Source organism: Thermosulfuriphilus sp. (assembly GCF_054026695.1).
This window is the reverse complement of sequence record NZ_JBPMLP010000021.1, coordinates 1-21,093: the sequence shown is the minus strand read 5'-3', so window position 1 is coordinate 21,093 and position 21,093 is coordinate 1. Positions and strand designations below refer to the sequence as shown.

General features: G+C 51.1%; 26 protein-coding genes. 21 read left to right on the top strand and 5 right to left on the bottom strand.

Annotated elements, in window-relative coordinates; all coding sequences use genetic code 11:
- Positions 1 to 20: 20 nt before the first annotated feature.
- The 10 genes from ACXJJX_RS03160 to lon all read left to right on the top strand — a co-directional run bounded on the left by ACXJJX_RS03160 (position 21) and on the right by lon (position 8,135).
- A complete protein-coding gene (locus ACXJJX_RS03160; RefSeq protein WP_456431958.1) occupies positions 21 to 317 on the top strand; it encodes a YggT family protein in 297 nt (98 codons plus the stop codon).
- A complete protein-coding gene (locus ACXJJX_RS03155; RefSeq protein ID WP_456431956.1) occupies positions 317 to 886 on the top strand; it encodes a DivIVA domain-containing protein in 570 nt (189 codons plus the stop codon). The genes ACXJJX_RS03160 and ACXJJX_RS03155 overlap by 1 nt, the downstream gene beginning before the upstream one ends.
- A gap of 11 nt (positions 887 to 897) precedes the next feature.
- On the top strand, positions 898 to 1,200 hold the full coding sequence (locus ACXJJX_RS03150; RefSeq protein ID WP_456431954.1) for a DUF167 domain-containing protein: 303 nt from the start codon (positions 898 to 900) through the stop codon (positions 1,198 to 1,200).
- Positions 1,194 to 1,883, top strand: coding sequence for an HAD family hydrolase (locus ACXJJX_RS03145; protein ID WP_456431952.1), 690 nt, complete (start codon positions 1,194 to 1,196; stop codon positions 1,881 to 1,883). Before ACXJJX_RS03150 ends, ACXJJX_RS03145 begins: the two co-directional genes overlap by 7 nt.
- Positions 1,867 to 2,775, top strand: a complete 909-nt coding sequence (locus ACXJJX_RS03140) for an NOL1/NOP2/sun family putative RNA methylase (protein WP_456431950.1) — start codon at positions 1,867 to 1,869, stop codon at positions 2,773 to 2,775. The genes ACXJJX_RS03145 and ACXJJX_RS03140 overlap by 17 nt, the downstream gene beginning before the upstream one ends.
- Before the next feature lie 44 nt (positions 2,776 to 2,819).
- Entirely contained in the window at positions 2,820 to 3,650 is an 831-nt protein-coding gene (ybgF, locus tag ACXJJX_RS03135) for a tol-pal system protein YbgF (RefSeq protein ID WP_456431948.1), read from the top strand.
- Between the two features lie 3 nt (positions 3,651 to 3,653).
- Entirely contained in the window at positions 3,654 to 4,736 is a 1,083-nt protein-coding gene (locus ACXJJX_RS03130; protein ID WP_456431946.1) for an ABC transporter substrate-binding protein, read from the top strand.
- A gap of 136 nt (positions 4,737 to 4,872) precedes the next feature.
- Entirely contained in the window at positions 4,873 to 5,235 is a 363-nt protein-coding gene (locus ACXJJX_RS03125; RefSeq protein ID WP_456431944.1) for a response regulator, read from the top strand.
- Positions 5,236 to 5,249: 14 nt separating this feature from the next.
- The gene (locus ACXJJX_RS03120; RefSeq protein ID WP_456431942.1) at positions 5,250 to 5,672 is read left to right on the top strand and encodes an Hsp20/alpha crystallin family protein; all 423 of its coding nucleotides are present in this window, start codon (positions 5,250 to 5,252) and stop codon (positions 5,670 to 5,672) included.
- Between the two features lie 93 nt (positions 5,673 to 5,765).
- Entirely contained in the window at positions 5,766 to 8,135 is a 2,370-nt protein-coding gene (gene lon, locus ACXJJX_RS03115) for an endopeptidase La (protein ID WP_456431940.1), read from the top strand.
- A 209-nt stretch (positions 8,136 to 8,344) separates the two neighbouring features.
- Here lon and ACXJJX_RS03110 read toward each other — a convergent pair whose 3' ends face one another.
- Entirely contained in the window at positions 8,345 to 9,694 is a 1,350-nt protein-coding gene (locus ACXJJX_RS03110; protein WP_456431938.1) for an ATP-dependent 6-phosphofructokinase, read from the bottom strand.
- Positions 9,695 to 9,833: 139 nt separating this feature from the next.
- Here ACXJJX_RS03110 and ACXJJX_RS03105 point away from each other — a divergent pair, with 139 nt between their 5' ends.
- The 11 genes from ACXJJX_RS03105 to tsaB all read left to right on the top strand — a co-directional run bounded on the left by ACXJJX_RS03105 (position 9,834) and on the right by tsaB (position 18,715).
- On the top strand, positions 9,834 to 10,397 hold the full coding sequence (locus ACXJJX_RS03105) for a hypothetical protein (RefSeq protein WP_456431936.1): 564 nt from the start codon (positions 9,834 to 9,836) through the stop codon (positions 10,395 to 10,397).
- Positions 10,394 to 11,224 carry a glutamate racemase gene (gene murI, locus ACXJJX_RS03100; RefSeq protein ID WP_456431934.1) on the top strand — a complete coding sequence of 277 codons (831 nt, stop codon included), beginning with the start codon at positions 10,394 to 10,396 and terminating at the stop codon, positions 11,222 to 11,224. Before ACXJJX_RS03105 ends, murI begins: the two co-directional genes overlap by 4 nt.
- A 117-nt stretch (positions 11,225 to 11,341) precedes the next feature.
- Entirely contained in the window at positions 11,342 to 12,202 is an 861-nt protein-coding gene (gene rpsB / locus ACXJJX_RS03095) for a 30S ribosomal protein S2 (RefSeq protein ID WP_456431932.1), read from the top strand.
- A gap of 58 nt (positions 12,203 to 12,260) precedes the next feature.
- Positions 12,261 to 12,860 (top strand): translation elongation factor Ts, encoded by a 600-nt coding sequence (gene tsf, locus ACXJJX_RS03090; protein WP_456431930.1) that lies wholly within the window; start codon positions 12,261 to 12,263, stop codon positions 12,858 to 12,860.
- 17 nt (positions 12,861 to 12,877) lie between these two features.
- The gene (gene pyrH, locus ACXJJX_RS03085; RefSeq protein ID WP_456431928.1) at positions 12,878 to 13,600 is read left to right on the top strand and encodes a UMP kinase; all 723 of its coding nucleotides are present in this window, start codon (positions 12,878 to 12,880) and stop codon (positions 13,598 to 13,600) included.
- 10 nt (positions 13,601 to 13,610) lie between these two features.
- Positions 13,611 to 14,165 (top strand): ribosome recycling factor, encoded by a 555-nt coding sequence (gene frr, locus ACXJJX_RS03080; protein WP_456431926.1) that lies wholly within the window; start codon positions 13,611 to 13,613, stop codon positions 14,163 to 14,165.
- 72 nt (positions 14,166 to 14,237) lie between these two features.
- Positions 14,238 to 14,981, top strand: coding sequence for an undecaprenyl pyrophosphate synthase (gene uppS / locus ACXJJX_RS03075; protein WP_456431924.1), 744 nt, complete (start codon positions 14,238 to 14,240; stop codon positions 14,979 to 14,981).
- On the top strand, positions 14,963 to 15,748 hold the full coding sequence (locus ACXJJX_RS03070; RefSeq protein ID WP_456431922.1) for a phosphatidate cytidylyltransferase: 786 nt from the start codon (positions 14,963 to 14,965) through the stop codon (positions 15,746 to 15,748). The genes uppS and ACXJJX_RS03070 overlap by 19 nt, the downstream gene beginning before the upstream one ends.
- Positions 15,749 to 15,761: 13 nt before the next feature.
- A complete protein-coding gene (locus ACXJJX_RS03065) occupies positions 15,762 to 16,919 on the top strand; it encodes a 1-deoxy-D-xylulose-5-phosphate reductoisomerase (protein WP_456431920.1) in 1,158 nt (385 codons plus the stop codon).
- Between the two features lie 3 nt (positions 16,920 to 16,922).
- Positions 16,923 to 17,990, top strand: coding sequence for an RIP metalloprotease RseP (rseP, locus tag ACXJJX_RS03060; RefSeq protein ID WP_456431918.1), 1,068 nt, complete (start codon positions 16,923 to 16,925; stop codon positions 17,988 to 17,990).
- A complete protein-coding gene (gene tsaB, locus ACXJJX_RS03055) occupies positions 17,990 to 18,715 on the top strand; it encodes a tRNA (adenosine(37)-N6)-threonylcarbamoyltransferase complex dimerization subunit type 1 TsaB (protein ID WP_456431916.1) in 726 nt (241 codons plus the stop codon). The genes rseP and tsaB overlap by 1 nt, the downstream gene beginning before the upstream one ends.
- Here tsaB and ACXJJX_RS03050 read toward each other — a convergent pair.
- The 4 genes from ACXJJX_RS03050 to ACXJJX_RS03035 all read right to left on the bottom strand — a co-directional run bounded on the left by ACXJJX_RS03050 (position 18,680) and on the right by ACXJJX_RS03035 (position 21,088).
- On the bottom strand, positions 18,680 to 18,892 hold the full coding sequence (locus tag ACXJJX_RS03050; protein ID WP_456431914.1) for a hypothetical protein: 213 nt from the start codon (positions 18,890 to 18,892) through the stop codon (positions 18,680 to 18,682). The two genes, tsaB and ACXJJX_RS03050, sit on opposite strands and share 36 nt — an antisense overlap.
- Positions 18,893 to 19,225: 333 nt before the next feature.
- On the bottom strand, positions 19,226 to 19,621 hold the full coding sequence (locus ACXJJX_RS03045; RefSeq protein ID WP_456431912.1) for a MerR family transcriptional regulator: 396 nt from the start codon (positions 19,619 to 19,621) through the stop codon (positions 19,226 to 19,228).
- A gap of 92 nt (positions 19,622 to 19,713) precedes the next feature.
- Positions 19,714 to 20,901, bottom strand: a complete 1,188-nt coding sequence (gene nrfD, locus ACXJJX_RS03040) for an NrfD/PsrC family molybdoenzyme membrane anchor subunit (RefSeq protein WP_456431910.1) — start codon at positions 20,899 to 20,901, stop codon at positions 19,714 to 19,716.
- Between the two features lie 31 nt (positions 20,902 to 20,932).
- Positions 20,933 to 21,088 (bottom strand): c(7)-type cytochrome triheme domain-containing protein, encoded by a 156-nt coding sequence (locus tag ACXJJX_RS03035; RefSeq protein WP_456432053.1) that lies wholly within the window; start codon positions 21,086 to 21,088, stop codon positions 20,933 to 20,935.
- Positions 21,089 to 21,093 lie beyond the last annotated feature (5 nt).

Sequence of the window (21,093 nt, the reverse complement as noted above, 5' to 3'; positions counted from 1 at the left end):
TCTGGCGAGGAGGTAAAGCGGTGTTCGTGATGAGCAACCTTCTAAAGGCCTTAGCCTCAGTAATCGACATCGTCCTTACGGTCTATATGTGGATTATCATCGCTCGGGCCCTTATCTCCTGGGTCAACCCAGACCCTTACAATCCCATTGTAAGGTTTCTCTACCAGGCTACAGAGCCGGTTCTTTACCGAATCAGACGCATTCTGCCCCCTATGGGAGGACTCGATCTATCTCCCATGGTGGCCATCCTAGGGATCATTTTTCTCCAGCATTTTCTGGTTCCCTCGCTTTATGAACTTTCTTTGAGGTTGAGATAATGCCGATCACGCCCCTTGATATCGAAGAAAAAGAATTCAAAAGTAGCCTTTTCGGCTATCACCGAGGCGAGGTTGACGCCTTTCTGGAAGAACTTGGTCAGGAAATCCAGCGACTCCTCAAGGAGAATCATTCCTTAAAAGACGAACTCAAGAAGAAGGAAAAACAGTTGGACCGGCTCCTGGAAGAAGAGGCCCAGATCAGGGAGGCGGTAATCTCGGCTCAAAGGCTAGCCCAGGAGATCAAGGACCAGGCCCGAGCCGAGGCCGAACTTATCCTCAAAGAAGCTAGAGTTGAGGCCGAACGTATCCGCCAGGAGGCCGAAAGGGATCGGGAGCAACTACACCAGGAGATAAGGGAGCTCATCAAGAAAAAGACCCAGATGATGGCCGAGCTAAAAGGCCTTCTCCTTGGTTGGCTGGATCTTCTAGATTCCTCACCCAAAGCCGAAAAAGAGGCTCAAGAGTTCCTGGATCATCCAGAAGAGCCCCGGGACAGAGAACCTGCGGGAGAGAAAGTCTCCCAACCCGAAGAAACAGAAGAGATTGAAGAAGGCCCTCGGCTCGAGTAAAAAAGTCATCCATGGATGAGGCCGTATTGCCCCACCCTGAGGGGGTAATCATCAAGGTCCATGTCCAGCCCCGGGCCAAAAAAACGGAATTAGCCGGCCGTCACGGTCAGGCGATCAAGGTCCGCCTGGCCGCTCCCCCAGTAGAGGGTAAGGCCAATAAGGCCCTACTCTCTTTTATGGCTCAAAGACTCTCTCTCCCACTTACGGCACTAACTATCATATCCGGCCACAAAGGAAGGGACAAACGAATCCTCATCCAGGGTGTTAATCCAGAAGAGATCAAAATGGCCCTAGTAAGGCTTAATAAATGGTAAAAAGACAACAAAAAGACAGCCTCCCTGAGAAGGAAGCTATCGTCTTCGACATGGACGGGGTGGTGATGGATAGTATGCCCTACCATGTGAGGGCCTGGCGGGAGGCCTTTCAAGAATTTGGTCTCGATATTCCCGAAGAACTTCTTTATCTCCATGAGGGAGCTATAGAGTTATCTTCAGCCAGAAGGCTTTTCTCAGGCCAGGGAATAGACCCCACAGAAAAGTGGTTCAAAAAGATCCTTGCCCGTCAGCAGGAAATCTTTGCCCAAAAATATCGCCATCTGGTAAGACCATACCCAGAGATCCCTGATCTCTTGAGCGACCTTAAAAACCAAGGACGTCGGCTGGCTCTGGTGACTAGCTCTCATCTTAAAGTCCTCAGGGAGATCTTGCCCCGTGCTCTCCAGGGCCTCTTTGACTTTATTCTTACCGGAGACATGGTCAAACGACGTAAACCCCACCCTGAACCCTATCTCCGGGCTCTGGAGGCCTTGGGAACCTCGGCCCAGGAGACGGCCGCCATAGAAAACGCCCCAGCAGGAATACGGTCGGCCAAAGAAGCCGGGCTCATCTGCCTGGGGATTACCACCACTTTAGAGCCCGCCTATCTTTCTGAGGCCGATTATGTCGTCAGCGACCACCAAAAACTAAAAGAGGTCCTCCTCAATGGTCGAAATCTTTGAAGCCTATCGCCAGATCATCCCGGATTTTGAACTCTTTAGCCAAAGCCTACTTGAACCTCTGCCCATGTATATCCGGATCAATACCATTAAGTGCCCCCGGAAAGAAAGGGTCATCTCCGGGCTTCAAGACAAGGGAGTAAAGCTCAAGGAGGTCCCAGGAATGCCGGACTTTTTTGAGATTTCGCCCTGGGGCTATCCGGTAGGAACCACTGAAGAGTACTATTTGGGCTATATCTATCCCCAGACCATTACTTCGGCCCTACCTGTACTGGCTATAGATCCCCAGCCCGGAGAGACCATCCTTGATCTATGTGCTGCCCCGGGAAGTAAAACCACCTACATGGCCCAGGTCACCGCCGACAGAGCTCTCATCGTGGCCAACGATAAGAGAATAGACCGGCTTACGGCCTTGGTCTCAAACCTGAAACGCCTGGGAATTACCGGAGTGGTTACCACCCAATATCGAGGAGAGATGTTTCCCATGGGGCCATCTTTTGACAAAGTCCTGGTAGATGCTCCCTGTTCAGGGGAGGGACGCTACCGGATAAATGAAAACGGAGAGATCCTCTATCAAAAAGATACCCGGACCGATCTTCCAGCCATCCAGAAGGGGCTTCTTATACGGGCCTTTGATCTAGTAAAGAAGGGAGGAATTGTGGTCTACTCCACCTGCACTTTTAACCCTTTAGAAAACGAAGCCGTAGTCGATTATCTTCTGACCCGCAGACCGGCCGAACTCCTGGCCCAGGACTATCCCCTTTCCTGCCAACCAGGAATTCGACAGTTCAAGAATCGAGAATTTGATCCTCAGGTGCTCAAGGCCGCTCGTTTCTATCCCCACCAGACCAGATCTGTAGGCTTCTTCATCGCTGTGATTAGACGCCTGGATTAGGCCTGTTGACAATGGCCACCGACCAAAGGCAAGATAGAAGCGCTATGAAGCGCGTCATCCTTATCCTTCTTCTATTTTTGCTCTCGGCCTGTGTGGCCCAACAGCAGGATATAGAAAGCCTCGACTACCGTCTGGCCACCCTCTCCCAGCTCTGCGATTCCCTGGAACAACGGCTGGCCAGCTTAGAAGGTGAGGTCCGGTCCCTTAAGGAAGGCCGCCAGAAGATGGCCCAGAGCCAAAAGGGCCGACTAGAGACCCTCTCTCGCCACCAGGCAGAGCTTGCCAGTGAGCTCGAAAGATTCAAGGCCGAACTCATGAGGGTTGACGGACGTCTTGAGGAACTGGCTTTCAGGGAGAAAAAGGCCCAAGAGACCATCAGACAATTCCAAAGCGAGATCTTAACCAGACTTGAGGCTCTTGAGGCCGAAGTGGCCAAGTTATCTCAGAAGAAGGCTCTAAAGGAGGCCGCCAAGGCCAAGACCGAAAAAGTAGCCCAGATCGAGGCCGAAATAGAGCTCTATGACCAGGGCCTTGAGCTATTCAAAAAGAAACAGTTCCAAAAGGCCAAAGAGGTCTTCAAACGCTACCTTCAGGAATACCCTCGGGGTAAAAGAGCGGCCAATGCCATCTTCTGGATAGGAGAGTGTGAATATCAACTTAAACGTTTCGAAGAGGCTATCCTGGAATATCAAAAGGTCATCGAAAAGTATCCCCAAAGCATTAAGGTCCCGGCAGCCATGCTCAAACAAGGATTGGCCTTCTTGAGGTTGGGGGATACCGAAAGCGCCAAAATCATCTTCAAACGCCTAGTCAAGAAGTATCCTCGCTCCGAACAAGCCCGAACGGCCCGTAGTTACCTCAAAAAACTCAAATAACCCATGCTCTGGCTCCCCCTGGTTTTACTTCTTCTCATAGTTACTCCCCTTGAAGCGGCCCCTCCGATAAAGATAGGAGCCATCTTTGATCTCTCTGGTCCGGGCTCTCAGCAGGGCCAGATATACCAAGGGTTGGCCTTAGCGGCAGTTGAGGCCGTCAACCAACGAGGAGGTATCCGGGGCCGGCCCCTTGAGCTGATCATCCTTGATGACCAGGGCCTTCCGGAACACAGCACCTCACAGGCCCAAAGGCTCATCAGGCAAGGGGTGGTGGCCCTAATAGGTCCTTCTGAACCTCGATCTGTCATGGGCCTAAGAAAGATAGCGGACTGGAAAAAGATTCCTTTGATCATCACCGCTGGCCAGGAGCCCCTTTTCCGGAGGCGAGGGGAGCCCTTTTCTTACAATTTTAAGGTTGGACCAGCTCTCCCTCCGGCCATCAAGGCCCTCTATGGATACCTTCGAGACCAAGGTCTTACCCAAATTGGACTTCTTTTGCCCTCGAACCGGCAGGGCCGAAGAGCCTTTGTCTGGCTCAAGGCCTATGCTGCCGAATTCCGGCTTCGAATCGTTGCCCGAGAATGGTTTGGCCCTCGAGATACTGACGTAGAGGCCCAACTTAGAAACCTTAAATCTAAAGGAATCCAGGCCATTGTTGCCTGGGCTGGCCCGAGACCTTCGGCCACAGTAGTCAACTCCTGGACAGGCAACAGCTTTCCTCCCCTTTTCTTAGGATATCAGACGGCCTCGGTTGACTTTCGTCCCCGGATCCTTCCTCCGGGGGTAAAGGCCGTCTGGCCCAAGTTTATCCTCACCCAAGGCCAAAGTCGTTTCCAGTTGGCCTTGAAGAGGCTTGGAAGACCAGCGGAGTATTTCAGCGCCTCCCCCTGGGACGCCGTAATGCTCTTGGCCATGGCCCTCAAACGTTCTGGAAACGATAGGCAGACCCTGAGGTGGGTTTTAGAAAACCTTGGCACCGTGGATCTTATTTCCGGAACCTATCACTATCTTAAGACCGATCACTATCACCTGGATCCGAAATCTTTTATTATTACTGGTCTTATAGAAGGAAATCTAGTAGAATAATTTTTAGTCTTTCTTACTGGTCGTTTTTTATTCCTTATAGGGGAGGGAGGCTGATTTCGGTAAGAAAAATTGACAGTATTTTCTTAAACATTTATGTTCCCGCAAAGGGATAGTGAAAATTTTCACGGGGGTTGTTATGGCTGATCGTCCTTCCGTACTGGTGGTTGATGACGAACCACTGGTGCGTCAAATTATGGTAGAGATGCTCAAACACCTCGGTGTAGAGACTAAAGAGGCTCAAGACGGTTCAGAAGCCGAATCCCTTACCCGGTCACAGAGATTCTCTCTCATCTTTCTCGACGTTTCCCTGCCAGATATAGACGGTCGCAACTTGGCCCCAATTCTTAAAGAAATATCCCCAGAGACCAGGATTGTCATTGCCAGTGGCTATGAGGTCGATCCTTCATCTGTTCCTGGTGCCGACGCCTTTTTAAAGAAGCCCTTCAGCTTAGCCACCCTTAAAGAGATCCTTTCCTCGTTTCTCAATTTAAAGATCTGATCTTCGGGGGGATTATGCCGGTTATAAAGATTCAGGTGAGTCAAGGCCTCTCGGAAACGGAGAAAGCCTTCTCCGAGATGGCCAAAGAGATCTTTGGTTTTGTCTGGAGTTACCGCTATCCTAGCTATCGCCCCTGGATTCCAGAGGTAGATATTTATGAGACCGCCAAAGAAGTGGTGGTTCTAATCCCCCTTCCGGGTATAGATAAAGATCACCTCCGGGTCACCGTCCAGGGAAATTATCTTCTGGTCTCAGGAAGACGTCTTTGCCCTCAGGATCCTTTAAGATACCACCGGATGGAGATCCCCTATGGGGCCTTTGAACGGGTAGTAGCTCTGCCGCGGAGCATCGTCGTTGAGATGGCTCAGGCCCAGTATGAGGATGGGATCCTCCGGATTGTCTTCCCGAAAGACCGGGTTCACATTGAAATTTCTTAAGGTCGACTTAACTTCCTAGTGTCCTTTGAGAGGCTCAATCTCTCATCATCTTCTCTCTAGTTTAAGACTGTTCTTTTCCAGGAGTCAGCAGAAATGACCAAGGTGAAAGAAGAAGACAAAAAGATCGAAATACAGGACCGAGAGGAAAAAGAGGTCAAGGAATACCCTGTCCTTCCGGTATCAGAAACCCTGCTTTTCCCCCACATGGTCATTCCTTTGGTGCTCAGTGAGCCGGGGCTTATTAAGCTGATCGAAGATGCAGTGGCCGCTGACCGGACGGTGGTCGTAGTTGGATTAGCTGGAGAAGGGAAGAAGGAACTTTTTGGTATTGGCACAGCGGGCCTTATCCTTCGTATGGCCCGAACAGCAGAGGAAAATATCCGCCTTATCATTCAAGGCATCTCCAGGGTCAGAATATTGGAGGTAACTGCGGAAGACCCTTACCTTAAGGCCCGAGTGGAGATACTTGAAGATATAGTGGAAAAAGACCTTGAGACCGAGGCCCTGATGGCCAACGTTCGTAATCAGTTCACCAGGATCCTTGATCTCTCGCCTCAGATGCCCTCAGAACTTAAGACTTTAGCGACCAACATCGATGATCCCAGCGTCTTGGCTGATATGGTAGTCAGCAACATAAACATCCCTCTTCCAGAGAGGCAGGAGATCTTAGAGACCCTGGAGGTTAAAAAACGGTTAGAGAAGACCCTTCACATCCTCACCCGTCAGGTGGAGATCCTGGAGCTAGGGCAGAAGATTCAGGCCCAGGTCAGAGATCAGATGGAAAAAAGCCAGCGGGAATACTACCTTCGGGAACAACTTCGGGCCATCCAAAAGGAGCTCGGCGAGGCCGAGGCCGCAGAGATAGAGGAGCTTAAGGTCAAAATAAAAGAGAGCGATCTTCCGGATCATGTCCGTAAGGAGGCCGAACGCGAATTAAGACGTCTTTCCCGCATGCACCCCTCTTCGGCTGAATATACCGTTGTTCGTAACTATTTGGACTGGCTTCTTGAGCTTCCCTGGAGGCAGGCTACCGAAGACCGTCTGGACCTCAAAGAGGCTCAGGCCATCCTAGATGCCGACCATTACGATCTGGAGAAGGTAAAAAATCGCATCTTGGAGTATCTAGCTGTCCGAAAGCTCAAACCCGACACCAAAGGTCCTATACTCTGTTTTGTCGGCCCCCCGGGAGTGGGTAAGACCAGCCTGGGGCGTTCTATTGCCCGGGCTATGGGGCGAAAGTTTCTCCGCATATCCCTGGGTGGAGTGAGAGATGAGGCCGAGATCCGCGGCCATCGTCGAACCTATGTCGGGGCAATGCCAGGTCGAATCATCCAAGGACTGCGACGGGTAGGGGTCAACAACCCGGTCTTTATGCTTGATGAAATTGACAAACTGGGGGCCGACTTTCGAGGAGATCCGGCCTCGGCCCTCCTAGAAGTCCTCGATCCAGAACAGAACGCTACCTTCTCGGACCATTATTTAGAACTTGAATTCGATCTTTCCCGGGTAATGTTCATTGCCACGGCCAACGTCCTCGATACCATTCCGACGCCACTTCTTGACCGGATGGAGGTCATTGAGATTCCCGGTTACACTGAGGAGGACAAAATCCATATTGCCAAACGTTATCTTATACCCCGTCAGCTTGAGGCCCATGGCCTAAAACCAAGGCACCTCCGGTTTACCAAAGGGGCCCTACTCCACATCATTCGCCATTACACCCGTGAGGCCGGTCTGCGAAACCTAGAACGCCAGATAGCGGCCATCTGCCGGGCAGTAGCCAAAGAGGTAGCCATGGGTAATCGGGAAACAACTACTGTCAAGATCAAGGATCTTGCTAGCTTTTTGGGCCCTCCAAAATATCTGCCTGAAGTGGCTGAACGAACAAAGATCCCCGGAGTGGCCGTAGGCCTTGCCTGGACCCCTTTTGGAGGAGAGATCCTCTTTGTAGAGGCCACCCGGATGAAGGGTCATCGTCGCCTTATCCTCACCGGCAAACTCGGAGAGGTAATGCGCGAAAGTGCCGAAGCAGCCCTGTCCTACATTCGCTCCAAGGCCCAAGAATTGGGTATTGCCGAAGATTTCTTTGACCGACATGACATCCACATCCACGTCCCTGCTGGAGCCATCCCCAAAGACGGCCCCAGTGCCGGGATCACCATCTTGGTGGCCCTGGTCTCCATGCTTACTGACCAGAGTGTCCGTCATGATGTGGCCATGACCGGAGAGATCACCTTAAGGGGACTAATACTGCCTGTGGGAGGAATTAAAGAAAAGGTCCTTGCGGCTTTAAGGGCCGGGATCAAGGAAGTCATCATACCTAAACAAAATGAAAAGGACCTAGAGGAAATCCCCAAAGAGGCCCGAGACAAGATCACCTTCCATCTTGTCTCCCGGGTAGAAGAGGCCCTCTCTATTGTCCTTCCGCGCAAAAGGCGCCCCACCAGGGCGACAATACTCTAAGCTAAAGCGGCTCCCAGTTAAGGCAATTGGGGCAGACCCAGGTTATAGAGTTGCAAGAGAAAGGACGAGGGCCAGCCATCATGCACTGCTGACAGATAAGATAACCGCACTGACCACATCGCCAACAAAGAGGCTTCTCCTCCCCACAGACCTCACAACGTCCGGAGGCGGCCTTTTGGGACCGGGATTTTCTGGACCGAGAAGATACTTTATTCATTCTTAAGGGAACTCTGTCCCGTTGATTCCAGAACACTTAACCAAAAACGACTCTTGAGGTTGATCTGCTTCCGTTTGGAGATGGCCGCCCTTATAGGCACATGGACATAACGACCATTCCAACGACTGATAAGCATTCCCGTCTTTCCGGCCAAGGCCGCATGGACGGCGTACTGTCCCAGAAAGCCGCAATAGATACGGTCGTCAACATTGGCCGGAACGCTGCGGATGATATAGCTGGGATCAATATAGCGCATGTAGATAGGCATCCCGATCCGGGAGAAATATTCTTTGATTTTGTCCCTGAGGAAGGCGCCAATGTCGCCTAATTTGATATTGCCTGAAGGGTCCCGTTCGGTCTTGGGCCCCTGGACATACCTCTGGCCAGCACCTTCGGCCACCACAATGACAGCATGTTGCCTAGCCAGAAGGCGCTCCCTTAAAGCCGATAGAAGGCCTCTGGGGCCTTCGAGATCGAAATCGGCCTCGGGAATAAGGCAGAAGTTGACCTCCTTGAGAGCCAAGGTGGCACTAGCCGCAATAAAGCCGGAATATCGCCCCATCACCTTGACCAAACCAATCCCGTAAGGGGCCCCTATAGCCTCGGTGTGGGCCGAACGGATGGCCTGGCAGGCCATTTCAACCGCCGTATCAAACCCAAAGGTCTTAGAGACTAGATAAATATCGTTGTCTATAGTCTTGGGTACAGCCACCAAGGCGATCTTAAGTCCTCGACGTTTGATCTCCTCCACAATCTTACTGCCAGCCCGCAAGGTACCATCACCACCGATGAGGAAGAGGACTCCAATGTTCATCCGATCAAGGGCATCGACGATTTCTTCAATAGGCTGATGTCCCCTAGAGGAACCAAGGACTGTTCCCCCCACCTCATGGATGCTTGAGACTCTCTCCGGGGTAAGTTCCACGACCTCATGGCCATATTTGGGGATAAAGCCCTGAAAACCGTAGCGAATACCAAAGATGTGCCGAACACCATAGGAATGGTAGAGGGTGAGGACAATGCTTCTTATGACATCATTGATCCCCGGACAAAGACCGCCACAGGTGACGATGGCACAGCGAAGTTTGGTAGGATCAAAGTAGATCTTCTCCCGAGGTCCAGCCAGTTCAAGGGAAGGAATGGGCCGACCAGACTTTATAGCCTCTTCTATCGAACGGGCCGAGATCCTCAAAAGAACCCGGTCACTCTCAGAGATAAACCAACAACGCTCCGGAGGGAAGGGAGACTTTATCTTACAGGGACCAAGTTGATCGATAGTGGTATCGATTGGCTCCTCAATTTCATCAACCCAATCAACCGGGCAAGATGCCTCAGACACCATATTCTCCTCCTCTCGGGGACTCTTTTTGGCTCTTAAATCTCAAGATAGGACCTGTCAAGACAAATAGCCCTTGAGACCGAACCATGATATGTTTTAGTTATCTTTCTTAAGAATTTAATTCGGTCTCTAAGGAGATTTTATGAGCCCTGCCAAGAGGATAATCATTGTTCCCTTAGGGAGCTTGGCGGCCAACTGTCTAGAGAGGCTCCGGGAGATGATCTCTACCCTTACCAGCTTCCCGGTAGATTTCGGTCCCAGTCTTCCACCGCCACTTCCGGCCTTCAACCCGGTTAAACGTAAGTTCTATAGCCATTTTCTTATTGAGTATCTACGCCAAAGACTTCCCCAAGGTGACATCCTCATTGGTCTAGCTGACGTAGACATTTATTCTGAGAGCCGCGAAAATATCCTCTCTGAAGTCCAGTATCTTCAACAGGCAGGCATCATATCCTTGTCTCAGCTTAAGGAATTCCTCTTTGGAGAAAGACCAGAGGCCCTTCTCTGTGAGCGTCTGGCCAAAGAGGCCCTCCACATTCTGGGCCATCTTTCAGGTCTAGGACACTGCCCCCACCTCCGTTGCGTCATGTATCCTTCCCGAGGGGTCATGGAGACTGATTACAAACAACTTGGTTTCTGTCCCGAGTGTAGCCTTAAGCTTCGGCTGACAACCATCATGCCGGTTGCCCTGAGGAGGGCCGTTTGATCGGTATATTTGATTCCGGGATAGGAGGCCTTACGGTAGTCAGGGCTCTGCTTAAGGCTCTTCCTGGCCTAAGACTTCTTTATTTTGGAGACACAGCCCGAACCCCTTATGGAACCAAGAGCCCAGAGACGATCATTGCCTACGCCATAGAAGACACGGAATTTCTCCTCTCTCACGGGGCCAGAATCATTGTCATTGCCTGCAATTCAGCCGCCTCAGTGGCCACAGAAGTCCTCAAAAGGCGCTATCCCAAAATCCCTATCTTCGAAGTCATTACCCCGGCCGTAAAAAAGACGGTCTCCGTCACCCACAAAAAACTTGTCGGAGTCATTGGCACCAGGGCGACTATTGAAAGTGGCATCTACGAGAGAAAGATTAAAGAACTGGCCCCAGACGTCCGGGTATTCGGTCAGGCCTGTCCGCTGTTAGTTCCCCTGGTGGAGGAAGGCTGGCTCAGGCGACCGGAAACCAAAAGAATTGTCCGTAAATATCTTCAGCCCCTTAAGGTCCGCGGGGTGGATACCCTGGTCCTCGGCTGCACCCACTACCCCCTTCTCAAGGGTATCATTGCCGCCAAGATGGGCCGCCGGGTAACAGTGATCGATTCTTCAGAGGAGCTGGCCCGAGAGATTAAAGAATTCCTGGATCAAAAACCAGAACTCAGGGTCACTCTGGAGAGGACCGGTGAGCACCTTTTCTTTGTCTCTGACCTTACCCCCACCTCTCAGCGGATAGCCCGCCTTTTTCTGGCCAACGGAGTCAGGCTCCTCAAGGCCGAAACCATGGGCTATTTGCCCTTGCTAAAGGGGACCCTGGGTGTTAAATAAAGCCGATTTTTAGACAATTAAAAACGCACGCCCTGGGATTGCCCCTGGGGTGTCCTTATGGGATCCAGGGGCAAGATGAAAGGGGCGGAGGACAAACCTAACGAGGAGGTCTATTTTATGCCCAGACTGACCATGAAACAACTTCTGGAAGCAGGTGTCCATTTTGGCCATCAAACCAGCCGCTGGAACCCAAAGATGAAATCCTTCATCTTTGGAGCCCGCAATGGAATCCACATCATCGATCTTCAAAAGACAGTACGTCTTTTCGACATTGCCTATGATTTCATTGCCGAGACAGTGGCTTCCGGCGGCAAGGTTCTCTTTGTGGGAACTAAACGCCAGGCCCAGGACTCCATCAAGGAGGAGGCCGAACGTTGCGGGATGTACTATGTCAACTACCGCTGGCTGGGCGGAACCCTTACCAACTTCAAAACCATAAGACGGAGCATCGAGAAACTTAAAAATATCGAGACCATGTTTGAAGATGGAACCATCGAGCGTTTCCCCAAGAAGGAACGGCTTAAGATGGATCGACTCCGCCAGAAATTAGAACGCAACCTGGGAGGCATCAAGGATATGGAAGAACTCCCTGATGCCGTCTATATAGTTGACCCCCGTAATGAAAACATTGCCGTCAAAGAGGCTCGCAAACTAGGTATCCCCGTAGTCGCCATCGTTGATACTAACTGTGATCCGGAAGAAATAGACTACATTATCCCCGGAAATGACGACGCCATCCGGGCCATCCGCCTTATTACCTCTAAAATTGCCGAGGCCTGTCTTGAAGGAAAGGCCAAATATGAAGAGGCCCTGGCAGCAGCTACAGACAAAGAGGTAGAGGAAGAATTGCTGGAAGAGGAGGCCAGATCTCAAGAGACAACAGAAGAGGTCTCTGAGGAAGTCAAAGAGGAGATAAAAACAGCCCCAGCCGTAGAAGAAGGCGAAGAGACCCAAGAAGAAGCCTCCCCTGCCTCTTAACGAAGCCTTAATCTCCAGAAGGGGTTAAAATAATAGCCTTACAAAAGGAGGAAAAATTATGGCGGTTACCACGCAGATGATAAAAGAGCTTCGGTCTCGTACTGGAGCAGGGATGATGGACTGTAAGAAGGCCCTTGAGGAGTGCGGTGGCGATATGGAAAAGGCCATCGCTTGGCTACGGCAAAAGGGGCTGGCAGTTGCCGCCAAAAGGGCCGGACGGGCGACCACAGAAGGAACTGTAGCTGCCTATATCCATGCCGGCGGCAAGTTGGGGGCTATGGTAGAGATAAATTGTGAGACAGACTTTGTGGCCAAAACTGACGAGTTTAAGCAGTTTGCCCACGATATAGCTATGCAGATCGCCGCCGCCAACCCCCTTTGTGTTCGACGCGAAGACCTAGCCCCAGAGGTAATCGAAAAAGAAAAGGAGATCTACCGAGCGCAGGCCAGAGAATCAGGAAAGCCGGAGAAGATTATTGACAAGATTGTTGAAGGCAAGATGGAGAAGTTCTACAAGGAGGTCTGCCTTATGGAGCAGGCCTTCATAAAGGATCCAGATCTCACCATCCAGGATCTGCTGAACGAGCTCATGGCCAAAACAGGAGAAAACATCGTCATCCGGCGCTTTGCCCGTTTTGCCGTTGGAGAAGAATCCTGAAGGTGTCGCTGCCCTCTATGGTCGAAGACAATCTCCGCTATCATCGCATTCTCTTGAAGCTCTCTGGGGAGGCTCTTCTAGGTGAGGCCTCCTTTGGTATCAGTCCGGAAGTAATGGATGATATCGCCAGAGAGGTGGCAGAGGTCCACCGTCTGGGGGTAGAGATTGGGATCGTCATTGGTGGCGGTAACATATTCCGAGGGGTGGCCGGGGCCTCAAAGGGAATGGATCGGGCCTCGGCGGACTACATGGGTATGCTAGCTACGGTAATCAATGCCCTGGCTCTTCAGGATGCCCTGGAAAGGCAGGGAATAACTACCAGGGTTCAGTCAGCCATTGATATGCGTGAGATCGCCGAACCCTATATCAGAAGACGGGCCATCCGCCATCTGGAGAAGGGACGGATTGTCATTTTTGCTGCAGGCACCGGTAACCCCTTTTTTACCACCGATACGGCTGCGGCTTTAAGAGCCCTGGAGATAGGAGCGCAGGCCCTCTTTAAGGCCACAAAGGTTGATGGTGTCTATGATCGAGATCCTATTAAAGATCCTCAAGCCCAAAAATTCGACCATCTAACCTATCAAGAAGTCCTCGAACGGGGCCTTAAGGTCATGGATGCCACCGCCATCTCTCTGGCCATGGAAAACAAACTACCCATTGTGGTCTTCAGCCTCAGACAACCCCATAGTGTCAAAAAGGCTGTCCGGGGCGAACCTGTGGGGACAACGGTCTCCAATTGAGGAGGTGGCCATGAAGACCCTCATTAAACAGACGAAGGAAAAGATGGAAAAATCTCTTGAGGCCTTCCGGAGGGAGATCGCCCGGGTGAGGACCGGCCGGGCCTCGGTGGCCCTTCTCGATGGAATCAAGGTCGAATACTATGGTAACCCTATGCCCCTTAATCAGGTGGCCACAATCTCCGTGGCTGAGGGCCGGACGATCATCATCCAGCCTTGGGATGCCAGTATAATCTCTGAGATTGAGAAGGCCATTATGCGTTCTGACTTAGGACTTACTCCTACCAGTGATGGGAAGATCTTGCGCATAAACGTCCCCCCTCTTACCGAGGAACGACGCAAAGAGCTGGTCAAACTAGTTCGCAAGATGGCCGAAGAGTGTCGGGTAGCCCTGAGGAATGTCCGGCGAGAGGCCCTGGATAAGCTAAAAACAATGAAAAAAGACAAAGATATCTCTGAAGACGACTTTTATCGGGGCCAGGATGATGTTCAAAAGGTCACCGATGAGTTTATCAAAAAAGTAGAGAAGATTCTTGAAGAAAAAGAAAAGGAAATAATGTCTTTTTAGATGGAAAAATTCCAAATTAGAAAGGGGCCTTATCAGGCCCCTTTCTAATTTGGGGCCTTATCCCCCGAGACTATGCCTTTAAGACCTGACAAGATTCCCGAACACGTAGCCATAATCATGGACGGCAACGGTCGTTGGGCCCAAAGACGGGGGCTTCCCCGTATTGCCGGCCACCGCGAGGGGCTAGAGTCTGTAAGAGCCATCGTCAGAGAGGCTCGGCAGATTGGCATCAAGGTCCTCACCCTTTATGCCTTCTCCAAGGAGAACTGGAAACGCCCCCGGCGAGAGGTGGCTGCTCTCATGGGGCTGTTGCGTTTTTATCTCAAGCGTGAACTCCCGGAACTCAAAAAGCAAAGTATCAAGCTTATGGCCATCGGAGAAGTAGAACTTCTCCCCCCCAAGGCCTACAGAGCCCTGCAAGAGGCCATGGAAGAAACTGCCCAGGGCCGGGGAATGATCCTTAACCTGGCTCTATCCTATGGAGGCCGTTCAGAGATTGCCCTAGCTGCCCGCAGGATAGCCAAGGCCTGCCTGGAAGGGAAGATCCAGCCTGAAGACGTCGATGAGTCCCTCTTTGCTAGTTATCTATATACAGCCCAACTGCCGGATCCAGATCTAATCATCCGTACCAGCGGGGAGATGAGACTCTCTAACTTTTTACTCTACCAGTCTGCCTATAGTGAACTTTACATCACCCCTGTTCTCTGGCCGGAGTTTCGGGAGAAGGAATTCCTTGAGGCCTTGGAGGAGTATCAAGGTCGAGAAAGGCGTTTTGGTCTTACTAGCGAACAGATAAAGTGCATCGAACCCGAGTAATCACCGCCCTGATCCTCATTCCTTTAATTCTGGCCCTGATCCTTTTCGGGACCAGGGAGCTTCTTTGGGGCACCTTGATCTTGGCCATGGTCTTGGGGGCCCATGAATATGGAACCTTGATCCTAAAGGAAAAGGCTTTCAGGGAAGGTTTTATCTTTATTACCCTAATTGTAGGGACGGCGGCCTATCTCGGGCTTCCTGCCGGACCTGTGGTCTACGGGACTTTTATCTTGGTAGTGATTTTAGCTTTGGCCCTCTATCGTCCAGGTCAGGAATATCTTTTTGAACTCCTGGCCCTCCTAGGAGGCTTGGTTTACATTCCCTTTAATTTTGTCCACATGGGCTTAGTGACCGAGCTTCCCTCAGGCCGAAAATGGCTCATCTTTCTTATGGCTGTAGTTTTTACCGAAGATACCTTAGCTTATTATACCGGTCGATCCTTGGGCAAAAGGCCCTTGGCCCCCAGGATAAGCCCTAAGAAGACCGTCGAAGGGGCCCTAGGGGGATTGTTGGGTTCAACGGTGGTGGCCGTCATCTTGGGAAAGTTTTTTTTTGAGGCCTCATTGCCCCTTTTTGCCGGCTTAGGATTCCTTTTAGGTTTTATAGGACAGTGTGGAGACCTTTTTGAGTCAATTATCAAACGAGCTGTGGGAGTCAAGGATTCAGGTCGCCTTTTGCCAGGCCACGGGGGTATTCTGGACCGCCTGGATGCCTTGATTATAGCCGCACCGGCCCTTTATTATTGCCTTAAGGCCATTTTCTATTGACTGGCTACATAAGATGAAGGAAATAGCTATTCTGGGTTCAACTGGGTCAATTGGTCGAAATACGCTAGATATTATCCGGCGATTTCGAGATCGTTTTCGGGCGGTAGCCTTAGCGGCGGGAGAAAACATCGAGCTCTTGATCCAGCAAATCCAAGAATTTCAGCCAGAGATTGTCTCCGTTAAAAGGCCGGATCTAGCCGAGATCCTTCGTAGCCGTCTTGACCAGCCCCCCCGAATCGTTTACGGCCGAGAAGGTCTTATAGAGGTGGCCACTTGGCCTCAAGCCAAAATGGTGGTTTCAGCCCTGGTTGGAGCCGTAGGCCTTCTCCCTACCTTTGAGGCCATCTGTGCCGGCAAGGACATTGCCTTGGCTAACAAAGAGACCTTGGTTATGGCCGGCCCCTTAGTAATGAAGGAAGCTCAAAGGCGAGGTGTAAAGATCATCCCCGTTGACAGCGAACATTCGGCCATCTTTCAGGCCCTTTGTAACCAAGGAACTGAAGAGGTTAAAAATCTGATTCTTACGGCCTCAGGGGGACCATTTTTAAGATCATCCCCTGAAGAGCTCCAGAAAGTTACCCCCCAAGAGGCCATAAACCACCCCCGGTGGAAGATGGGGGCCAAGATTTCAGTGGATTCGGCTACACTGATGAACAAGGGCCTCGAGGTCATTGAGGCCCATTATCTATTCCAGATACCCTTAGAACAGATCAAGGTCCTTATCCATCCCCAGAGTATCGTTCATTCCCTGGTAGAATACAGAGACGGCTCCTTATTGGCCCAATTAGGTCCTGCCGATATGAGAATCCCTATTGCCTATGCCCTAGCTTGGCCGGAAAGACTTCCCCTTGATCTCTCACCGCTCAGTCTGCCCGAGGTATCTCCCCTTAGCTTCGAGGAACCAGATTTTGAACGTTTCCCGGCCCTAAGGCTGGCTTATGAAGCGGCCCGCCAGGGGGCCACAGCCCCAACGGTATTAAATGCGGCCAATGAAATAGCCGTAGCGGCCTTCCTTTCTGGTCAGATTCCCTTTTCGGCTATTGTCTCCATAGTGCAAAAAACTCTTTCTATGGTAGAGATAAAAGACGCCTGTAGTCTTCAAGAGATCATGGACGTAGATCTTCTGGCTCGAATCCAGGCCGAGGCTCTAATAATGGAGGAGGTTTTTTAAAAGGTGTCCCCCGCATTGGCTGTCATCTTGGTATTAAGTGTACTTATCCTTATCCATGAGCTCGGTCATTTTCTGGTGGCCAGATTCTTCAACGTCAAGGTATTGCGTTTTTCTCTGGGTTTTGGCCCTCGGGTCTGGGGATTCACCAGAGGAGATACCGACTATTGTCTTTCCTTAGTCCCTTTGGGGGGTTACGTAAAGATGCTGGGGGAAGGGAGTGATGATCCTATTGCCCCAGAGGAGGCCCACCGGGCCTTCGGCAACAAACCCTTGGGCCAAAGGTTCCTGATAGTTGCTGCGGGCCCCCTTTCCAACCTCCTTCTGGCCTGGTTTCTCTTTGCAGGGACCTTTCTCTTCTCCGGAATCCCCTATCTTCTGCCGGTAGTTGCCCAGGTTCAGCCAGGGAGTCCGGCTGAGGCCGCGGGAATTGCCCCTGGAGACAAGATCATTGCTGTTGACGGCCGCTTGGTAGACCGTTGGGAAGAAGTCTCCAAAGCTATCAAAAAGGGGGGTAAGCGTCCCATAAGGCTAAAGATCGAGCGAGATGGAAAGATCCTGGAGCTCAAGGTCATTCCGGAGATCAAAAAAGTCAAGAACATCTTTGGCGAGGAGATAGCTGTCCCCATAATCGGAATCACTGCTGCCGGCAAATTTGCTAAAGAGAAGGTAGGGCCTTTTGAGGCCTTGAAAGAAGCCGGGGAGCGGACCTGGGCCATCATCTCCCTTACTGTTCAGGGATTCATAAAACTCATCCAGCGGGTCATCCCCTTCTCAACCCTTGGAGGGCCTATTCTCATTGCTCAGATGGCTGGAGAACAGGCCCGGGCTGGGCTGGCTAATCTAGCTTTCTTCACCGGTGTGCTCTCGGTAAACTTAGGAATTCTGAATCTCCTCCCCATTCCAGTCCTTGATGGAGGACATCTATTCTTTTTTACCCTTGAGGCCCTTATTGGCCGGCCCATCTCCGTTCGCAAGCGGGAGATCGCTCAGCAGATCGGGATGGTTATTCTCATTGCCCTGATGATTTTTGTCTTCTACAATGACATTCTCAGGATTCTGGGCCAACGCTGATGCCAAGATACCTAATCCTCTCCATAGAGACGTCAGAGCCTTTCGGCGGGGTAGCCCTTCTTGATGAGGAGGAGATCCTCGGGGAGTTCACCTTAAGTGGCCCAGAAACCCACTCTCGAAGACTCCTTTGGGCGACAGAGATACTCCTCAGACGCCAGGGGCTTAAGATCCAGGAGTTGAAGGCCGTGGCCGTAAGTCTTGGACCAGGAAGCTTTACTGGTTTAAGGATCGGCTTGGCCACCGCCAAAGGACTAGCCTATACCTTAGGATGTTCCATCGTCGGAATCCCTACCCTTGATGCCTTAGCCGCCCATCTTCCTTGGGTTACAGGAGCAGTTTGTCCAGTACTTGATGCCAAAAAGGCCCAGATCTATACCGCCCTTTACGTTAATGGAGGCCGCCTGACAGACTATCTGGCAATAAGCCCTGAAGACTGGCGTGAGAAGCTCCAAGGCCTTAAAGAAGATATCTACTTCCTCGGTCCCGGTCTTAAGATCTACGGAGAGTTCTTCAGAAACAACTTAAAGGGGAAGGCTTTTTTTGCTCCGGCCCATCTTAATCATGTAAGGCCAACCACCGTGGGGATCCTTGCAGCCAGACGCCTAAAGAAAGGCCAGAGTGATGATTTAAAGCGTTTAAGCCCTATTTATGTTCGCCCATCTGAGGCAGAGATCAATCTGGGAAGGATCTTAATCCAGACAACCACACTGCCAGCGGAAGCTTAGACACTCGTAGCGACTGGCAAACGGACAAGGGGTCTTCCGAAACCACTTTTTCTCCGGGCACCAGAATCGCCCCATGAAGGGTTCATTGCAGCCACAGGTCACCGCCGGCCGTCGCATCTCATCTCCGATCCAGACCTTCCTGTCAATTACTTTAAAAGCCCATATCCTCCCTGACATGGCTCATCCCTCCTTATTATTCTAATCGCCTCAAGAGGGGAGCCTCCTTAAGTTTTTTTACTAAAAAATCTTAGAAAATACCAATTTTTCGATTAAAAATCCGTCTAAAGGGCTCAGGTCTTCTGTCCCCGATTAAAGGGTGGTACTCCCCGAGAGGCTTTGGAAAGCAAACAAGTCTTGATTATTCCTATGGGGAAGAATAACTCGAGAGGTGTTTTCTGAAAGGCTTTAAGACTGGCAAGGGGCCCTTGCATTTTACCCCAAAATTAATAAAGGAAAGGCCCTCAAAAGAGGGCCTTTCGACAGGGAGGGGATAGTGAGACCCGAGGAGGATTAACTCCCCCCCGTTGCCTCCAAAATAGTTTCACAGGTGCCGCAGACCACGGAAGATGGTTCCTGGCGACACCGCTGACAGGTCTCAGGAAGATAGTTCTGATAGGCCTGACAGCGCTGGCGCCGCTCTTCGGGACAGTTCATTAAGGTCCAGCAGGGAGTAAGTTGAATGAGCATCTTCAGACCAGGAATGCTGATTCCCTTTTTGTGGATAAGGATGCGCAAACAGGATATCCACTGAAGGTCACTCTGAGAAAAGAAACGTCGAGAACCACGATAATGGGGCTTGATAAGTCCTTCTTTTTCGTAAAGTCTTAAGGTTCGCGGATGGACTCCTAAGAGTTGAGCAGCCACTCCAATAGGATAGATAGGAAGGGTCATTTTATCTTCTGTCATAGCCACCTCGATCCTTGTAAGGACTTTGAAGAAAAAGGGTTTTTGGGAAGGGGATCCCCTTCCCAAAAACCCTCCCCTATACTCTTCTAAAATTAGTGTTCTTCAGAAACATGGCCCTGGAAGAGTTTCTCTCCCATGAGGAAGGCCATGCCACAGAAACCAAAGCCACCAAGAGCGATAAGAATCTCGTGAAGGCTAGGCATATAGCTGTAATACTCTGGGCCAACAACACCAAGTTCGTGAAAATGAGGAACAATCTGACCGACCACAACCAAGTCATAGCGCATGAAAAAGATCCCCAAGATACAAAGACCACCGGCCAAGGCCATGGCCGGAATATTACGGGCTCGAGCCGCCAACACGATGGCAAAGGGGATTACCAAGCCAGCCATGATCTCCATAGCCCAGAAGTTGAGGGCGTAAGGCCCCTTGATGATGGCCATCATGGCCTCATATTTTCCTGGAGGCTTGCCAGCCAACCCGGAGAGGATCTTCCAGGAGGTAAAGAAGGCCACCACAGCGATGAGAAGAGCAAAAATTTTTCCGGTATTACGTAGAGATTTCTCCATCTGGGAGCTCATCTGCCAATCATTCAGACGATAGGCAACCCAGGTGAAGAAAAGGATAGCCGCTGCCCCGCTCATCATAGCCGAAGCAATAAAATAGATGGGCATATAAGGGCCATGCCAGAACTCCCGACTGTTAAGCAGACCAAAGACAGCTCCGAGGTTACTGTGGGCAGCCACACCAGCAACCACACCCATAAGCCCGGAAAGAGCCGCCTGTTTGTGAAGCCCCTTCTGAAGAAGGGCAAACTCTACCAACATAAAGAAGAGATAAGCCCCATAGAGGGTGCCCATCCACCAGATGTTGGAGGTCAGGTTGGGGGAAAGAAGATTATAAATAGGCATCCTCCAGGGATTCTCGATCTCAAACCCGATAACTAGAAAACCACTCATAATAGTAACAATAGCCAGAAAAACCGATCGTTTAGCAATAGGCATCAAGCTCTTGACCCCGAAGACATGTCCGATCGAAGAAACCAGACAAAGACCGGTAGAGGTAACCACAAAAAATACATAAGTAGCAATCAACAGCCCCCAGGGAACCTCTCTGGTTACCCCCAGGGTATGGAGATGTCCTTTAACCATAGCATGGAGACCGGCCGCAAGGCCCAAGGCGGTCATCAGACCAAAGATGGCCACCAAGGTTGCGTAGGCCGGGCTTACAGCGACGCCTATTCCCGGAATGGTAATTGCTCTATCTGGTGCCTTGGCCATAGTTATGAAACCTCCTTAAAATTAGATTTTTTTAATGATGTTCCTGATAGGCCTGGAGCTTGGGCCCCATGAGGCGGTTGTAGCCTCTGACGCCTATGTGGCAGGTGGTACATTTGGTGTTGGCCGCAAAGGCCATCTCTCCATTGTGACAGGCACCGCAGTATTTCCCCTCGTAGAGACTCTTCATGGTGA

Bases quoted from the DNA above. Each gene is read 5' to 3' on its own strand.
- ACXJJX_RS03050 (WP_456431914.1), bottom strand. From the start codon at position 18,892: ATGTCAGGGAGGATATGGGCTTTTAAAGTAATTGACAGGAAGGTCTGG.
- ACXJJX_RS03065 (WP_456431920.1), top strand. From the start codon at position 15,762: ATGAAGGAAATAGCTATTCTGGGTTCAACTGGGTCAATTGGTCGAAAT.
- ACXJJX_RS03130 (WP_456431946.1), top strand. From the start codon at position 3,654: ATGCTCTGGCTCCCCCTGGTTTTACTTCTTCTCATAGTTACTCCCCTT.
- ybgF (WP_456431948.1), top strand. From the start codon at position 2,820: ATGAAGCGCGTCATCCTTATCCTTCTTCTATTTTTGCTCTCGGCCTGT.
- ACXJJX_RS03155 (WP_456431956.1), top strand. From the start codon at position 317: ATGCCGATCACGCCCCTTGATATCGAAGAAAAAGAATTCAAAAGTAGC.
- ACXJJX_RS03125 (WP_456431944.1), top strand. From the start codon at position 4,873: ATGGCTGATCGTCCTTCCGTACTGGTGGTTGATGACGAACCACTGGTG.
- pyrH (WP_456431928.1), top strand. From the start codon at position 12,878: ATGGTCGAAGACAATCTCCGCTATCATCGCATTCTCTTGAAGCTCTCT.
- ACXJJX_RS03120 (WP_456431942.1), top strand. From the start codon at position 5,250: ATGCCGGTTATAAAGATTCAGGTGAGTCAAGGCCTCTCGGAAACGGAG.
- uppS (WP_456431924.1), top strand. From the start codon at position 14,238: ATGCCTTTAAGACCTGACAAGATTCCCGAACACGTAGCCATAATCATG.
- ACXJJX_RS03140 (WP_456431950.1), top strand. From the start codon at position 1,867: ATGGTCGAAATCTTTGAAGCCTATCGCCAGATCATCCCGGATTTTGAA.
- nrfD (WP_456431910.1), bottom strand. From the start codon at position 20,901: ATGGCCAAGGCACCAGATAGAGCAATTACCATTCCGGGAATAGGCGTC.
- ACXJJX_RS03045 (WP_456431912.1), bottom strand. From the start codon at position 19,621: ATGACAGAAGATAAAATGACCCTTCCTATCTATCCTATTGGAGTGGCT.
- frr (WP_456431926.1), top strand. From the start codon at position 13,611: ATGAAGACCCTCATTAAACAGACGAAGGAAAAGATGGAAAAATCTCTT.
- ACXJJX_RS03110 (WP_456431938.1), bottom strand. From the start codon at position 9,694: ATGGTGTCTGAGGCATCTTGCCCGGTTGATTGGGTTGATGAAATTGAG.
- tsaB (WP_456431916.1), top strand. From the start codon at position 17,990: ATGCCAAGATACCTAATCCTCTCCATAGAGACGTCAGAGCCTTTCGGC.
- lon (WP_456431940.1), top strand. From the start codon at position 5,766: ATGACCAAGGTGAAAGAAGAAGACAAAAAGATCGAAATACAGGACCGA.
- rpsB (WP_456431932.1), top strand. From the start codon at position 11,342: ATGCCCAGACTGACCATGAAACAACTTCTGGAAGCAGGTGTCCATTTT.
- ACXJJX_RS03150 (WP_456431954.1), top strand. From the start codon at position 898: ATGGATGAGGCCGTATTGCCCCACCCTGAGGGGGTAATCATCAAGGTC.
- ACXJJX_RS03145 (WP_456431952.1), top strand. From the start codon at position 1,194: ATGGTAAAAAGACAACAAAAAGACAGCCTCCCTGAGAAGGAAGCTATC.
- ACXJJX_RS03105 (WP_456431936.1), top strand. From the start codon at position 9,834: ATGAGCCCTGCCAAGAGGATAATCATTGTTCCCTTAGGGAGCTTGGCG.
- tsf (WP_456431930.1), top strand. From the start codon at position 12,261: ATGGCGGTTACCACGCAGATGATAAAAGAGCTTCGGTCTCGTACTGGA.
- ACXJJX_RS03035 (WP_456432053.1), bottom strand. From the start codon at position 21,088: ATGAAGAGTCTCTACGAGGGGAAATACTGCGGTGCCTGTCACAATGGA.